At 73.5% G+C, this 15,511-nt stretch carries 13 protein-coding genes; 9 read left to right on the plus strand and 4 right to left on the minus strand.

The features are described from left to right. Positions 1 to 2 precede the first annotated feature (2 nt). On the plus strand, positions 3 to 2,099 hold the full coding sequence (locus tag JI742_RS10755; RefSeq protein ID WP_201826747.1) for a chorismate-binding protein: 2,097 nt from the start codon (positions 3 to 5) through the stop codon (positions 2,097 to 2,099). Positions 2,100 to 2,128: 29 nt separating this feature from the next. Continuing rightward, on the plus strand, positions 2,129 to 2,791 hold the full coding sequence (locus tag JI742_RS10760) for an HAD family hydrolase (protein ID WP_286184283.1): 663 nt from the start codon (positions 2,129 to 2,131) through the stop codon (positions 2,789 to 2,791). 25 nt (positions 2,792 to 2,816) lie between these two features. Here the strand turns inward: JI742_RS10760 and JI742_RS10765 are convergent, their stop codons facing one another. The 4 genes from JI742_RS10765 to JI742_RS10780 all read right to left on the minus strand — a co-directional run bounded on the left by JI742_RS10765 (position 2,817) and on the right by JI742_RS10780 (position 5,715). Continuing rightward, positions 2,817 to 3,563: a DUF599 domain-containing protein gene (locus tag JI742_RS10765; protein ID WP_201826749.1), complete on the minus strand. Its 747-nt coding sequence runs from the start codon at positions 3,561 to 3,563 to the stop codon at positions 2,817 to 2,819. A gap of 33 nt (positions 3,564 to 3,596) precedes the next feature. Continuing rightward, a complete protein-coding gene (locus tag JI742_RS10770; protein ID WP_201826751.1) occupies positions 3,597 to 4,181 on the minus strand; it encodes an NADPH-dependent FMN reductase in 585 nt (194 codons plus the stop codon). A 175-nt stretch (positions 4,182 to 4,356) separates the two neighbouring features. Then, positions 4,357 to 4,908 (minus strand): flavodoxin family protein, encoded by a 552-nt coding sequence (locus tag JI742_RS10775; RefSeq protein ID WP_201826753.1) that lies wholly within the window; start codon positions 4,906 to 4,908, stop codon positions 4,357 to 4,359. A gap of 105 nt (positions 4,909 to 5,013) precedes the next feature. Further along, positions 5,014 to 5,715: a pirin family protein gene (locus JI742_RS10780; RefSeq protein ID WP_201826755.1), complete on the minus strand. Its 702-nt coding sequence runs from the start codon at positions 5,713 to 5,715 to the stop codon at positions 5,014 to 5,016. 172 nt (positions 5,716 to 5,887) lie between these two features. On the opposite strand from JI742_RS10780, the gene JI742_RS10785 reads away from it, so the two are divergent. Genes JI742_RS10785 through JI742_RS10815 form a run of 7 tightly spaced genes read left to right on the plus strand, consistent with a single transcriptional unit; the run spans position 5,888 to position 15,485 of the window. Continuing rightward, on the plus strand, positions 5,888 to 6,868 hold the full coding sequence (locus JI742_RS10785; RefSeq protein WP_201826757.1) for a LysR family transcriptional regulator: 981 nt from the start codon (positions 5,888 to 5,890) through the stop codon (positions 6,866 to 6,868). A gap of 10 nt (positions 6,869 to 6,878) precedes the next feature. Further along, positions 6,879 to 7,934, plus strand: coding sequence for a tRNA glutamyl-Q(34) synthetase GluQRS (gluQRS, locus tag JI742_RS10790; protein ID WP_201826758.1), 1,056 nt, complete (start codon positions 6,879 to 6,881; stop codon positions 7,932 to 7,934). Positions 7,935 to 7,969: 35 nt separating this feature from the next. Continuing rightward, positions 7,970 to 8,671, plus strand: coding sequence for a CerR family C-terminal domain-containing protein (locus JI742_RS10795; RefSeq protein WP_201826761.1), 702 nt, complete (start codon positions 7,970 to 7,972; stop codon positions 8,669 to 8,671). Further along, complete coding sequence (locus tag JI742_RS10800; RefSeq protein ID WP_201826763.1) at positions 8,668 to 10,155, plus strand: efflux transporter outer membrane subunit; 1,488 nt, start codon at positions 8,668 to 8,670, stop codon at positions 10,153 to 10,155. Before JI742_RS10795 ends, JI742_RS10800 begins: the two co-directional genes overlap by 4 nt. 9 nt (positions 10,156 to 10,164) lie before the next feature. Beyond that, complete coding sequence (locus JI742_RS10805; protein WP_236677006.1) at positions 10,165 to 11,343, plus strand: efflux RND transporter periplasmic adaptor subunit; 1,179 nt, start codon at positions 10,165 to 10,167, stop codon at positions 11,341 to 11,343. Between the two features lie 15 nt (positions 11,344 to 11,358). Then, a complete protein-coding gene (locus tag JI742_RS10810; RefSeq protein ID WP_201826765.1) occupies positions 11,359 to 14,532 on the plus strand; it encodes an efflux RND transporter permease subunit in 3,174 nt (1,057 codons plus the stop codon). Further along, a complete protein-coding gene (locus JI742_RS10815; protein ID WP_201826767.1) occupies positions 14,529 to 15,485 on the plus strand; it encodes an alpha/beta hydrolase family protein in 957 nt (318 codons plus the stop codon). Before JI742_RS10810 ends, JI742_RS10815 begins: the two co-directional genes overlap by 4 nt. Positions 15,486 to 15,511 lie beyond the last annotated feature (26 nt).

Consider the following 15,511-nt stretch of genomic DNA (forward strand, 5'->3'; position numbering starts at 1 on the left):
GCATGAACCCCACCGTCTTCGCCCTGCTGGACGACCGCGAGTCCACCCCGGCGCGGCCGACGAGCCGGCTCTACACCGGCTTCGTCCGCGAGCACCGCTGCGAGGATGCGGCCACGCTGGACGCCGTCTGGGCGCAGGTCGAGGCCGACCAGGCCGCCGGCCTGCAAGCCGTGCTGCTGGCCGATTACGAGTGGGGCGCCCAGCTCGTCGGCGCCGGGCACCGGCCGCCGGAGCCGGGGCAGCCGCCCTGGGCGCTGCGGGTGCTGATGTTCGAGCGCCTGGAGCGGCTCTCGCGCGAGGCCGCCGGCGACTGGCTGGTCGCCCAGGAAGCGCGTGAGGATGCCGCCACGCCCTGGGGCGTGGCGGCACCCGGCGGCGACCCCCTGGCCGAGTCGCCCGGCCCGGCCGGCATCACCGGCTTGCAGGCCAGCCTGGACCGGGACGCCTTCCACCGCGACATCGAGACCATCCGCGAGGCCATCCGCAACGGCGAGACCTACCAGGTCAACTACACCTACCGCCTGCACTTCGCGGCGCATGGCACGCCGGCCGCGCTCTACCGGCGGATGCGAGCACGCCAGCCGGTGCGCTATGGCGCCTACCTGGCCCTGCCGGCGGTGCCGGGCTTCGAGGGCGCCGGCCCCAGCCATGTGCTGTCCTGCTCGCCCGAGCTTTTCGTGCGGATCGAAGGCGGCGGCCTGATCGCCCAGCCCATGAAGGGCACGGCCCGGCGCGAGTTCATCCCCGAAGGCGACAGCGAAACCGCCCGCGGCCTGCATGAGGACGTGAAGAACCGCGCCGAGAACCTGATGATCGTGGACCTGCTGCGCAACGACCTGTCGCGCATCGCCGAGGTCGGCACGGTCAAGGTGCCGGCCCTGTTCGCGGTGGAGGCGCATGCCACCGTCTTCCAGATGACCTCGACCATCGAGGCCCGCCCGCGCGCCGGCCTGACGATGCCCGAGCTGCTGCGCGCGCTCTACCCCTGCGGCTCCATCACCGGCGCGCCCAAGCACCAGACGATGAAGCTGATCCGCAGCCTGGAGGGCACGCCGCGCGGCCTCTACACCGGCGCGATCGGCTGGTTCGAGCCGCCGGCGCCGGGCGCAAGCCTGGGTGCGGGCTGCTTCTCGGTCGCGATCCGCACGCTGACGCTGGATGCACCGCGCGCCGACGGCCTGCGGCCCGGCCGCCTGGGCATCGGCGCGGGCATCGTGCTCGACAGCGAACCCGAGGCCGAGTACCAGGAATGCCGCCTGAAGGGCCGCTTCCTCACCGGCCTGGAACCCGGCTTCACCCTCTTCGAGACCCTGCATGCCACCCGGCGCGAGGGCATCCGCCAGCGCGAAGCCCACCTCGACCGCCTGGCCCGCAGCGCCGCCGCCCTGGGCTTTGCCTTCGACCGCGCGGCGGCCGAGGCCGCGCTTGATGCGGCCCTCGGCCTGGGCCCGACCCGCCTGCCCGCCACCCTGGCCGAATCGGCCCTGGCCCGCAGCGCCTGGGCCCATCGGCTGGCCGAGGCCGTGGCTGCCGGCCAGGCTGGCGAGCACCCCGCCCAGCCCGATGCCCGCCCCGACAGCCGCGCCCCCGATGCGCTGGACCAGCCCCGCCGGCTGCGGCTGGACCTGCACCCCAGCGGCCGGCTCGACACCCGCAGCGCCACCCTGGCCCCGCTGCCCGCAGCCCTGCACGATGCGCGGGGCCGCATCCGCCTGCACCGCGCCGCGCTGGCCCTGCCCGACATTCCGCACCCCCTGGCCGCGCACAAGACCAGCCGCCGCCAGCATTACGACGACGCCGTGCGCGTCGCCGAGGCCGCGGACGCCTTCGACGCCCTCTTCTTCACCGTCGACGGCCGCCTGGTCGAGGGCGGCCGCAGCAGCGTCTTCGTCCGGCTCGACGGCCGCTGGTACACCCCGCCGGTCGCCGACGGCGCCCTGCCCGGCGTGATGCGCGCCGCCCTGCTCGCCGACCCGGCCCTGGGGGCCCGCGAACGCTCGATCACCGCCGCCGAACTGGCCCGGGCCGAGGAACTGATCGTCTGCAATGCGCTGCGCGGGGCGCTGGCGGCGGTGTTCGAAGACGGAGCCGCGCTCTGAACCCGCCCTCCCCCTGGCCCGGCCTGGCCCTGTTCGACCTGGACCACACCCTGGTGCCCTTCGACACCGGCATGGCCTGGACGCAGCACCTGATCGCCGAGGGCGAGCTGGAGGCGCATTACGCCGACGAGTACCTGGCCGCCTGCCAGGCCTATGTGGCGGGTACGCTGGACATCCTGGCGCTGCACCGGCGCATGGTCGGCGCGATTGCCGGCCATCCGCGCCCGCGGCTGGAGGCCCTGCGCGCCAGCCTGAGCGAGGCCATGCAGGCGCGGGTGCCGCAGGCCACGCGCGATGCGGTGGCGGCGCATCGCGCGGCCGGCCATGCCTGCCTGATCGTGACGGCGACGACGCGCTATGTGGCCGAGGCCTTCGCACCGCTCTTCGGCATCGACACCGTGCTGGCCACCGAGCCGGCGGTGGATGCCGCCGGCCGCTGGACCGGCGAGGTCGAGGGCGAGCCCTGCTTCCGCGCCGGCAAGGTCCGCCATGTCGAACGCTGGCTTCAGGCTCGGGGCCTGAGCCTGGCCACGGCCGGGCCGAGCTGGTTCTACAGCGATTCCATCAGCGACCTGCCGCTGCTGGAGGCCGTGGACCATCCGGTGGCCGTGCGGCCCGATGCCCGCCTGGCCGCGCTGGCGGCCGAGCGTGGCTGGCCGATCCGACGCCTGGACGGCAGCGACCCGGCCTGAAGCCGCCCGGCCGCCGGGCGCAGGCTCAGCGCTCGGGCGGCATGGCGCTGGCCGAGCGCAGCAGGGCCAGCACGTCGGAGTGGAACTCGCGGCGGTAGAGGATCCAGAGCACGCCCGCCGTGGCCGCCGCGAAGACCAGCGGCGAGAAGAACCAGCCGATGGCGGCGAAGCTCATGTAGTAAGCCCGCAGGCCGTCGTTGAAGGTCTCGGCCGCCAGGCCGGCGACGCGGCCGGCACGGTCGCCAAAGCCTTCGCGCAGGGTCTGGGCCTCGGCCTCATCCATCGCATTGAACTGCCGCAACTCGGGCGTGGTGGCCACCAGCATGGCCGCGAAGCTGTACTGCCGCATCGACCAGGTGAAGCGGAAGAAGGCGTAGACGAAGATGCCGGCGAGCAGCAGCAGCTTGAGGTCGAAGACCAGGGCGGTGGTGCGGGCGGCGAAGGGGATCTCCTGCACCAGGTCGCTGGCCTTGTCGCCCGCGCCCAGCACGGCCAGCAGGCCGCCGAGGATCAGGATGGTCGTCGAGGCGAAGAAGCTCGCGCTCGACGACAGGCTCTGCATCACCACGCTGTCGATCAGCCGCACCTCGCGGAAGGTGGATTGCAGCATCCACTTGCGGCGGATCAGGTTGGTCGTCGCCAGGATGGACGGCTTGCGCTCGGCCCGGCGGCGCGCAAAGTGGGCATAGCCCGCCCAGGCGATGAAGAAGCAGGCCAGCACCAGCCAGTCGGCCCAGGGCAGGAGGCTGAGGACGGTGAAGGCGGGCGACATGGCTTCGACACGGCGGGCGGCTTGGTGGCGCGATCAGGCCGCCGGGGCGCGCAGTGCGGCGGCGGTGCTGCGCAGCTCGGCAAGCACGGCGTCCAGCGCCTCCAGGCGCGCGGCTTCGGCGAGGCCTCCGGCCGCGTCGAAGGCCTTGCCCGCACCGCCCAGCGCGAACTGCGAAGGCAGCACCAGGAAGCCCAGGTTCACCGCCAGGAAGTTGCGCAGCACCAGCAAGCCGCGCAGGCCGCCCAGCGCGCCGGGCGAGGCCGAGACCATGGTCACCGGCTTGCCCTGCACGGCGGCCTTGAAGCCGGGGCGGCGGCTGGCCCAGTCCAGGGCATTGATCAGCAGCGGGGTGGGGAAGGCGTTGTACTCGGGGCTGGCGATCAGCAGCGCATCGGCCGCAGCCAGGGCATCGACAAGCGCCTGGGCGCCAGCCGGCTGGCCCTGGGCGGCTTCCAGATCGCCGTCGTAGATCGGCAGGGCCAGGGCGCCGAGGTCGAGGCGCTGGGGCTCGGCCCCGGCCTCGCGCAGGCGGGCGGCCGCCAGGTCAAGCAGGCGGGTGTTGAAGCTGTCGCGGCGGGCGCTGCCGCTGATCAGCAGGATGCGCAGGGGGGCGGTCATCGGGGGGCTCCGGGAGGGGTCGGGTCGGGTCGACGAGGGCAGAGTCTCGCCGAGACGAGACTGGGCGGGGTCAGGACAGGATAGAGGGCAAGGGCCGATCCCGATCCCGCCCGGCGATCCCGCCCTGCGCGCAGGCTCAGGCCCCGAGCCTGGTCCGGGGCCGGCCCCCGCAGGCTCAGCCGCGCGCCGCGGTGCTGGCCTTCAGGCGCTCGCCGAAGGCGCGGGCGGTGGCCAGGTCGCCCGGCACCATCTCCTCGGGCGAGGCGTCGGAGGGCGTGGCCGTCATCAGGCCGGCGAAGGAGGCCACATAGTTCAAGCTGTCGCGGGTGGCCGCCTTGTTGTTGCTCGGCATCAGGCCGCTGCCCACCCACAGGCCGCCGTGCTGCATGGCCAGGGTGATGAAGTAGTGCAGGGTCGAGTGCTTGTCGCCGTTCATCGACGCGCTGTTGGTGAAGCCGGCGAAGAGCTTGTCCTTCCAGGCCTGGGTGAACCAGGCCTTGCTGCTGGCGTCGGCGAACTTCTTGAACTGCCAGCTCACGCTGCCCATGTAGGTGGGCGAGCCGAAGACGATCATCTTGGCGGCCTGCAACTGCTCCCAGCCGCCTGCGGGCAGCTCGCCCTGGGCATCAAGGGCCAGCAGGCTGGCGCCCGAACCGGCGGCGACGGCTTCGGCCACCTTGGCGGTGTGGCCGTAGCCGGAGTGGTAAACAATGACGATGTCGGACATGGGGATCTCCTTGCGGGGTGAAGGGAAGGGCCGGGGACGGGCCCGCCCGGCGCGGGGCCGGACGGGTGGGCGCTCAAGGGCGCAAGGGCTCAGGAACTCAGGGGCTCAGATCGCAGCGAGGTCGAAGACCAGGACCTCGGCGTCCTCGCCGGCTTCCAGGCGCAGGCTGGATTCCCCGGCCAGGCGCAGCGCATCGCCCGCTTCCAGGCGCTGGCCGTTGACGGTCAGCGCGCCACGCGCCAGGTGCACATAGGCCAGGCGGGACGGGTCCAGCGCCAGGGTGGCGGCCTCCTCGCCGTCGAACAGGCCGGCATGCAAGCGCACATCGGCCTGCACCTGCACGGCGCCCTCGCCCGCCACGCGGCCGGCGATCAGGGCCAGGCGGCCACGCTTGGCCTCGGCCGGCACATGGGTCTGCTCATAGCCCGGGGCCAGGTTGCGGCTGTGCGGCAGCATCCAGATCTGCAGCAGGTGGGTGGTGGTGTCGGCGGCATTGAACTCGCTGTGGCGCACGCCGGTGCCGGCGCTCATGCGCTGCACATCGCCGGGGCGGATGGTCTCGCCATGGCCCAGGCTGTCTTCATGCGCCAGGGCGCCCTGCATCACGTAGGTGACGATCTCCATGTCGCGGTGCGGGTGCATGCCGAAGCCGGTGCCGGGCGCGATCCAGTCCTCGTTGATGACGCGCAGATTGCCCCAGCCCATTTGGGCCGGGTCGAAGTAGTCGGCGAAGGAAAAACTGTGGGCGCTCTTCAGCCAGCCGTGATCGGCATGGCCGCGTTCGGCCGAGCGTCGCAGGGTCATCATGGCGGGGCTCCTTTCGGGGTGGGCACCGGGGCATCCGGTGACGATGGGAGAACTGTAGGCAGGCCCCCCGCCGCCAGGGCTGCGCGCGCTTGACGGCCCCGTTCAAACGGCTTGAAGGCATGAGAATCCCGCCACCGCCTGCTGACCTGCCCACGCCCTGCCCTGTCCGACGATGAGCGACCGCCGCCACGCCCTGAGCCCCGAAGCCCTGACGATGATGGATGCCATCGCGCGCAGCGGCAGCTTCGCCGCGGCAGCGCGCGAGCTGGGCAAGGTGCCCTCGGCCCTCACCTACAGCGTGCGGCAACTGGAAGATGCGCTCGACGTGCTGCTCTTCGACCGCAGCTCGCGCCAGGCCCGCCTGACCGCCGCCGGCGAGGAACTGCTGCGCGAGGGCCGCCGCCTGCTGACCGAGCTGGACGCGGTGGCCAACCGCGTGCGCCGCATCGCCACCGGCTGGGAGACGCAGCTCACCCTGGCGCTGGACGGGATCCTCGCACCCAGCGCGATCTACGACCTGGTCGAGGCCTTCTATGCCTTGCGCCTCACCCCGGCCGGCGGGGGCGCGGCCACGGCCCCGCCGACCCGGCTGCGCATCCGCAGCGAGGTGCTGTCGGGCACCTGGGAGGCCCTGGTCACTGGCGAGGCCGACCTCGCCATCGGCGGCGCCTTCGACCCCGTCAGCCAGCCCGGCTTGCAGATTGCGCCGCTGGGCGAGATCGCGATGTGCTTCACGGTGGCGCCGCACCATCCGCTGGCCGCCGCGGCCGAGCCGCTGACGCCGCAATGCATCGGTGCGCACCGCATCGTCGCGATCGCCGACACCGCCCACCGCATGGCACCGATCACCACCGGCGTGCAGCCCGGCCAGGATGTGCTGACCGTGCCCAGCCTCGCCGCCAAGCTCGAAGCCCAGTTGCGCGGCCTGGGCTGCGGCTGGATGCCCGAGCCGCTGGTGCAGCGCCATGTCGAGGCCGGCCGCCTCGTGCGCAAGGCCACCGAGACGCCCGCCCGCCACGTCCGCCTGCACTACGGCTGGCGCAGCCCGGCGCAGGGCCCGGTCGGCCTGGGCCTGCAGTGGTGGCTGGACCAGCTCGCGCAGCCTGTGACCCGCCGCGCGCTGCTGGAGCGGCACGCCGGCCTGCTGCTGTGAGGCTCGGACCATGAGCCTGGCGCCTGGCGGGGGCGACTACGTCGGCCGCTTCGCGCCCTCGCCCACCGGGTCGCTGCATGCGGGCTCGCTGGTCGCGGCCCTGGCGAGCTGGCTCGATGCGCGCGCGCACGGCGGCCGGTGGCGGCTGCGCATCGAGGATGTCGACATGCCGCGCTGCCCGCCCGGCGCGGAGGCCGAGATCCTGCGCCAGCTAGACGCGCTGGGCCTGCGGGCCGACGCGCCGCCCAGCCGCCAGTCGCAGCACGGGGCGCGCTATGCGGCGGCATTGCAAGCGCTGGTCGAGGCCGGCCGTGCCTACCCCTGCGACTGCACCCGGGCGCAGATTGCCGCGGCGCAGGCGGCGCGCTTCGGGCCGCCGCAGCGCCATGTCGAGCGGCCCTACCCCGGCACCTGCCGGCCGGGGCGGGACTGCGGCACAGCCGGCAGGGCCGAGGGCAGCTGCGATCGGCGGGCAGGGACCGGGGCCTGGCCTGCCCCTGCACCCGGTCCCGGCATACGCCCGGTGGCCTGGCGCCTGCGCCTGTCCGACGACGCGGCGCTGGCCTGGACCGACCGCCGCCTCGGCCCCCAGCAGCAGGATGTGGCCGCCCTCTGCGGCGACTTCGTGCTGCGCCGGGCCGACGGCCTCTGGGCCTATCAGCTCGCGGTGGTGGTGGACGATGCCGCCGAGGGCATCAACCATATCGTGCGCGGCGAGGACCTGACCGACAACACGCCGCGCCAGATCCTGTTGCAGCGCGCGCTGGGCCTGCCGACCCCCGTCTACCTGCACACGCCGCTGGTGCGCGGGCCGGACGGCGAGAAGCTCAGCAAGCAGCACGGCGCGCCCGGCCTGGGCCTGCGCGATGCCGACGAGGTGCTGGCCGCCCTGCAGGCCGCCGGCCGCGTGCTGGGCCTGGACCTGCCGCCCGGCCGCTGGGCCGGCAGCGCGGCGGACTGGCGCGCGGCGGCCGTGCGCGCCTGGGCCACGCGCTGGGGGCCCGGCGCCGGGCGCGGCATGCCCGACCGAATGTCCGAGGGAAAGCCCGACGGAGTGCCGGGTTAAAACAAACGTTTGATTAAGGGCTTAGCATCCGCGCCGTGAGCCCTTCCGCCCCGCCCCCGCCCCCAGCGCATGCCCCGGCCACGGCCGAAGGCACTGACGCGCGTGCCCGCCTGCTCGGCACCGCCATCCGCCTGTTCGCGCAGCAGGGCTACAGCCGCACCTCGACCCGCGAGCTGGCCGAGGCTGCACAGGTCAATGTGGCGGCCATCAGCTACTACTTCGGCGACAAGGCCGGCCTCTACCGCGCGGCCTTCCTGGAGCCCATGGACCCCACCGAGGACCTGGCCCGCTTCACCGACCCGGCCCTGCCCCTGGAAGCCGCCCTGGCCGGCTTCTATGCGGGCTTCCTGGAACCGCTGCGGCACGGCGACGAGGCGCGGCTGTGCACCAAGCTGCATCTGCGCGAGATGCTGGAAAGCACCGGCCTGGTCGAGAACGGCCTGGTCGCCAGCATCCAGCCCCTGCACGATGCCCTGCTCGGCCTGCTCACCCGGCAGCTCGGCCTGCCGGCAGCCGACGAGGCCTTGCAGCGCCTGGCCCTGTGCATCGCCGGCCTGGGCGTGCACCTGCATGTGGGCCTGGACATCAACGAGGCCCTCGCCCCCGGCGTGAACACCGCGCCCGGTGCCCTCGACCGCTGGCAGCAGACCCTGGTGCAAGCCGCCCTGGCCATGGTCGAGGCCGAAGCCCGGCGGCGCGCGCCGCCCCCGCCTGCCCCCAAGGACACCGTGTCATGAGCCGCTGCCCGACCGGCGCCCTGTTCGCCCTCTCCATCGTCCTGCTGGCCGGCTGCGCCACGCCGGTCGACCGCCCCCCGGCGACCCTGCCGGCGGCGGCGCAGGCTGCGGCCTGGCAGGCGCCGCGGCCGCCGGCCGACCTGCCATCGGACCCCGGGGCTGCGCGCCCGGCGGGCTGGCCGCTGTTCGACGATCCGCTGCTGAACCGCCTGGTCGAGGCCGCCCAGGCCGGCAGCCCCAACCTGGCCGCGGCGCAGGCCCGCATCGCCCGGGCCCGCGCCGGCCTGGCGGGCAGCGAGGCCCAGGGCCTGCCCCAGGTGGAGGCCAACGCCAGCGCCCAGCGCAGCCGCAGCCTGCCGGCCTCGGGTGGTTCAGCGGCCGGGGCCGGCGGCTTCGGCTTCGGCGGCGTCAGCAACAGCCGCCAGATCGGCCTGCAATCGAGCTGGGAGATCGACCTCTTCGGCGGCGTGGCCGCCAGCGTGCGGGCCGCCGCTGCGCGACTGCGCCATGCCGAGGCCGGCTGGCATGCCGCCCGGGTGGCGCTGGCCGCCGAGGTCGGCACGGCCTACATCAGCCTGCGGGCCTGTGAAGCCCAGCTTGTGCAGACCGAGGCCGACGCCCGCTCGCGCGAGGCCACGGCCCGGCTCAGCGAGCAATCGGCCCGTGCGGGCTTCACCGCGCCGGCCGACGCCGCCCTGGCCCGGGCCGGGGCGGCGCAGGCCGCCAGCGCGGTGCGTGCCCAGCAGGCGCAGTGCGACACCCTGGTCAAGGGCCTGGTCGAGCTGAGCGACTGGACCGAGCCGGCCCTGCGCCGCGAACTGGCCGAAGGCGCGGGCCGCTTGCCGCAGACCCCCGGCCTCGGCCCCCTGCCCCTGCCGGCCGAGCTGCTGGGCCAGCGGCCCGATGTGGATGCCGCCCGCGCCGCCGTCGAGGCCGCCGCGGCCGACGCCGACCTGACCCGCCGCGACGAAAAGCCGCGCCTGAGCCTGGGCGGCTCCATCGGCCGCAGCGTGACGCGCGGCGGCGGCTTCGATGCCGAGGGCGGTGTCTGGTCGCTCGGGCCCCTCACCCTGAGCCTGCCGCTCTTCGACGGCGGCCGGCGCCGCGCCGCAAGCGCCGGGGCCGAGGCCGCCTACGACGAAGCGCTGGCGCAATTGCAGGGCACGCTGCGCCAGGCGCTGCGCGAGGTCGAGACCGCCCTCGTCGCCCTGGACGCCAGCGCCGCCCGCGAGCCGGCCCTGCAAGCCGCCGCCGAAGGCTTCGAGGCGGCCCGCCGGGCCACCGAGGCCCGCCAGCGCGGCGGCCTGGCCAGCCTGCTCGACCTGGAAACCGCCCGCCGCAATGCCTTGCAGGCCCGCGGCGCCCTGATCGAAGTGCAGCGTGAACGCGCCAGCGCATGGATCACGCTCTACCGCAGCCTCGGCGGCGGCTGGCGCCCCGGCGAAGCGCCTCGCGCCGCCGCCCGCGCCGGCACGCCGGACTGAACCCTTTCCATGCCGCAAGCCACCCTGGACATGAGCCCCGCCTGGATCAAGCACCCCCTGACCCTCGTCAGCGCCGCGCTGCTGCTGGCCGGCCTCGCCTTCGTCGGCCTGAACAGCCGCCCGGCCGCTGCCGGTGCCCCGCCCGCCCCCGCCGCCACCGTACGCCCGGCGCTGACGGTGAGCCTGGTCAGCCCGCAGCGCAACAGCCTGGCCGACACGGTGAGCGCCAACGGCAGCATCGCCGCCTGGCAGGAAGCCATCGTCGGCGCCGAAGTGCAGGGCCTGCGCCTGGCCGAGGTGCGGGTGAATGTGGGCGACATCGTGCGCCGCGGCCAGGTGCTGGCCATCTTCGACCGCCGCAGCAGCGAGGCTGAGCTGGCCCAGAGCCGCGCCGCCGTCGCCGAGGCCGAAGCCGCCCTGGCCGAGGCCGCCGCCAATGCCGCCCGGGCGCGCGAGCTGGAAGACAGCGGCGCCCTCAGCGCCCAGCAGATCACCCAGTTGCTGACCGCCGAGCGCACCGCCGCGGCCCGCCTGGCCGCCGTGCAGGCCACCCAGCAGCTCCAGCAACTGCGCCTGACGCAGACCGAGGTGCGGGCGCCCGACCATGGCGTGATCAGCGCCCGCAGCGCCACTGTGGGCGCGGTGCTGGCTTCGGGCACCGAGCTGTTCCGGCTGATCCGCCAGGGCCGCCTGGAATGGCGCGGCGAGGTGGCCGCCGACGAGCTGGCGGCCCTGCGCCCGGGCCAGACCGTGCAGGTGCAGGCGCCGGGCGGCGCGACCGTCGCCGGCCGGCTGCGCCAGGTCGGGCCGACGGTGGATGCCACGACCCGCAATGCCCTGGTCTATGTGGACCTGCCCGACAGCGCCGGCCGCCTGAAGGCCGGCATGTTCGCGCGCGGCAGCTTCGAGCTGGGCCGCAGCACCGCGCTGACGCTGCCGCAGGCCGCGGTGCTGCTGCGCGAGGGCTTCAGCTATGTCTTCGTGCTGGAGGGCGCGGACCGGGTGGCGCAGCGCAAGGTGCGCACCGGCCGGCGCAGCGCCGAGCAGGTCGAGATCCTCGAAGGCGTCGGCCCGGCCGACCGGGTGGTGGCCAGCGGCGCGGGCTTCCTGGCCGATGGCGACACGGTGCGGGTGGTCGCCGCGCCGGCCCCGGCGACGGCAGGCAGCGCGCCGCAGCGCAACGACTGAAGCCGGGAGCCCGCCATGAACGTTTCCGCCTGGTGCATCCGCAACCCCATCCCCTCGGTGATGCTGTTCGTGATGCTGACGCTGGCCGGCCTGCTGGGCTTCCAGCAGATGAAGATCCAGCAGTTCCCGGACATCGACCTGCCCACCATCACCATCAGCGCCAGCCTGCCCGGCACCGCGCCGGCGCAGATGGAGACGGAGGTCGCGCGCAAGCTGGAGAACGCGGTCGCCTCGCTGACCGGCGTGAAGAACCTCTACACCAAGGTGCAGGACGGCACGGCCCTGGTCACCGTGGAATTTCGCCTGGAGAAGAACACCCAGGAGGCGCTGGACGATGTGCGCAGCGCCGTGGCCCGCGTGCGCGCCGACCTGCCGGCCGAGCTGCGCGACCCCGTCGTCACCAAGCTCGACCTGGCGGGCTCGCCGATCCTGACCTACACCGTGGCCTCGCCGCGCATGGACGAGGAGGCGCTGAGCTGGTTCGTCGACGACACGGTCACCAAGGCCATGCTCGCGGTGCGCGGCGTGGGCGCCGTCAACCGGGTGGGCGGCGTGACGCGCGAGGTGCGCGTCGAGCTGGACCCGGACAAGTTGCTGGCCCTGGGCCTGAGCGCCGCCGAAGTCAGCCGGCAACTGCGCGCCGTGCAGGCCGACGCCCCCGGCGGACGGGCCGAGGTGGGCGGCATCGAGCAGAGCGTGCGCACCCTGGCCAATGTGCAGAGCGCGGAGGAGCTCTCGCGCCTGCAACTGGCCATGCCAGACGGCCGCCTGGTGCGCCTGGACCAGGTCGCCACCCTCAGCGACACCGTGGCCGAGGTGCGCAGCGGCGCCCTGATCAACGGCAAGCCAGCGGTCGCCTTCGAGATCCAGCGCAGCCGCGGCGCGGGCGAGACCGCCGTGGCCGAGGGCGTGCGCCGGGCGCTGGACACGCTGCGCGCCGAGCGGCCGGACATCGAGATCGTCGAGGCCTTCAACTTCGTCCAGCCCACGGTGGAGAACTACGAGGGCAGCATGGTGCTGCTGCTCGAAGGCGCGGTGCTCGCCGTGGTCGTGGTGTGGTTCTTCCTGCGCGACTGGCGCGCCACCCTGGTGGCGGCCACCGCCCTGCCGCTGTCCATCGTGCCGGCCTTCGCGGTGATGCACTACGTCTTCGGCTTCACGCTCAATGTGGTGACGCTGCTGAGCATGAGCCTGGTGGTGGGCATCCTGGTCGACGATGCCATCGTCGAGATCGAGAACATCATGCGCCACCTGCGCATGCCCGCCGCCGGGCTGTCCCAGGGCGGGCATTCCCCCTCGGGGGGCATGGGGGCCCATGTCCTCAAGACGCCCTACCAGGCGGCGATGGAAGCGGCCGACGAGATCGGCCTGGCGGTGATCGCCACCACCTTCACGCTGATCGCCGTCTTCCTGCCCACCGCCTTCATGGCCGGCGTGCCGGGCAAGTTCTTCGTGCAGTTCGGCTGGACGGCGGCGATCGCGGTCTTCTTCAGCCTGGTCGTGGCGCGCATGCTCACGCCCATGATGGCGGCCTACTTGCTCAAGCCGCCGCGCACCGAGCACACCGAGCCAGGTTGGATGCGGTACTACCTGGGCTGGGCGGCCTGGTGCCTGCGGCATCGCATCCTCACCATGCTGGCGGCGGCGGCCTTCTTCGTCGGCAGCTTCGGCCTGGTGCCGCTGTTGTCCACCGGCTTCATCCCGCCGGACGACATCAACCAGACCCAGGTCACCCTCACCCTGCCGCCGGGCAGCAGCTATGCCCAGACCCTGGCCGCCGCCGAGCAGGCCCGCCTGCTGGTGCAGCGCAACCCGCATGTGAAGCTGGTCTACACCGCGGTGGGCGGCGGCAGCACCGGCGCCGACACCTTCACCCCGGGCGCCGGCCTGCCCGAAGTCACCAAGGCCACGCTGACGCTGAACCTGACCCACCGCAGCGAGCGCAGCCCGCTCTTCGGCACCAAGACCAGCAAGCAGGACATCGAGGCCGAGCTGCGCAAGGCCCTGGCCGATCTGCCCGGCGCGCGGGTGAAGGTGGGCTTCGGGGCCAGCGCGGAGAAGTACGTGCTCGTGCTGGCCGGTGCCGACGGCGCCGTGCTGCAGCAGCATGCGGCGGTGGTGGAAAAGGAGCTGCGCGGCATCCCCGGCATCGGCGCGGTCACCAGCTCCTCCAGCCTGGTGCGGCCCGAGCTGATCGTGCGGCCCGACAGCGCCCGCGCCGCCGACCTGGGCGTGACCAGCGCGGCCATCGCCGAGACCCTGCGCATCGCCACCGCGGGCGACTACGACCAGAGCCTGCCCAAGCTCAACCTCAGCCAGCGCCAGGTGCCCATCGTCGTGCGCCTGCCGGCCGAGGCGCGCACCGACCTGAGCCTGCTCGCCCGGCTGCCGGTGCCGGGCACGCGCGGTCCGGTGATGCTGGGCAATGTGGCGACGCTGGAGCTGGGCAGCGGCCCGGCCAGCATCGACCGCTACAACCGCCAGCGCAATGTGAACTTCGAGATCGAGCTGAACCAGCAGCCGCTGGGCGCGGTGAAGGCCGCCGCGCTGGCCCTGCCCAGCTTGCAGCAGTTGCCCGCGGGCGTGACGCAAACGGAAATCGGCGACGCCGAGGCCATGGCCGAGCTCTTCGCCAGCTTCGGCCTGGCGATGGCAACCGGCGTGCTCTGCATCTACATCGTGCTGGTGCTGCTGTTCAAGGACTTCGTGCAGCCCGCCACCATCCTGGGCGCGCTGGTGCTGTCGATCCCCGGCGCCTTCCTGGCGCTCTATGTGACGCAGACGGCCATCTCCATGCCCAGCATGATCGGCCTGATCATGCTGATGGGCATCGCGACCAAGAACTCCATCCTGCTGATCGACTACGTGATCCTGGCGCGGCGCGACCACGGCATGGACCGCTTCGAGGCCGTGCTCGACGCCTGCCGCAAGCGCGCCCGGCCGATCGTGATGACCACCATCGCCATGGCCGCCGGCATGCTGCCCATCGCCCTGGGCCTGGGCACCGACCCGAGCTTCCGCAGCCCCATGGCCATCGTCGTGATCGGCGGCCTGATCACCAGCACCTTCCTGAGCCTGCTGGTGATCCCGGTGCTCTTCACCTATGTGGACGACGGCATCGCGGCCATGCAGCGCCTGCTGCGGCGGGGCCGCGCGGCCCGGCCGGCGCAGTCCGGGGCGACGGCATGAGGCGGCGTCTGCTGCTGCAGGGCGCAGCCGCCCTGGCCTTGGCGACATCTCCCGCGCTGCGCGCTGCCGAGGGCGCGGCCGGCTTCGACACCCTGGACCTGGACTGGACCGACACCGCCCGTCAACGCCCGGTGCCGGTGCGGCTGCACCTGCCGCAGCAAGCGACGAAGGCCCGGCCGACGCCGCTGTTCGTGATCTCGCATGGCATCGGCGGCTCGCGAGGGGGCTACAGCTGGCTGGGCCGGCATCTGGCCTCGCAAGGCATTGCCTGCCTGCACTTGCAGCATGTGGGCAGCGACCGCAGCCTCTGGGGCGGGAGCGTCCTCGGCCTGGTGGGCCGCCTGCAAGCTGCCGCGCAGGATGAGGAGGCCCTGGCCCGCACCGAGGACTTCCGCTTTGCGCTGGACACCCTGCTGACCAGCGAAGCGGGCGAGCGCATCGACGTGCGCCGCATCGTCGCGACCGGCCACAGCTACGGAGCCAACACCAGCCTGCTGGTCGCCGGAGCCCAGGTGCAGCGCGAGGGTCAGCCCCTGCTGCTCGTCGACCCCCGGGTGGCCGCCGTCGTGGTGCTGAGCGCCCCGCCCTTCTATGGCCAGGGCGAGCCCGGGGACATCCTGGGCAACGTCAAGGTGCCGAGCCTGCACATCACCTGCACCGAAGACGTGATCCGCATCCCTGGCTACTGGAGCGACCTGGCAGACCGTCTGCGCGTCTATGAAGCCATCGGCAGCCGGCGCAAATGGCTTGCCGTCTTCCAGGGCGGTGCGCACAGCATGTTCACCGACCGCAACGGCCCCGGCGGCGCGCTCAATCCCCAGGCCAAGCGGGCGAGCCAGGCCTTGGTCACGGCCTTCATGCATGCAGTTTTTGAAGGGGACGAGCGCGCCCTGACGGCCTGGCCCGGCCAGCATGCGGACATCCTGGCGCGCTTCCAAGGGCCCACGGCCTGAGGCGGGCGGATGCGACACAGCCCGAC

The sequence above is a fragment of the Piscinibacter lacus genome (genome assembly GCF_016735685.1).
Taxonomy (GTDB): domain Bacteria; phylum Pseudomonadota; class Gammaproteobacteria; order Burkholderiales; family Burkholderiaceae_C; genus Aquariibacter; species Aquariibacter lacus.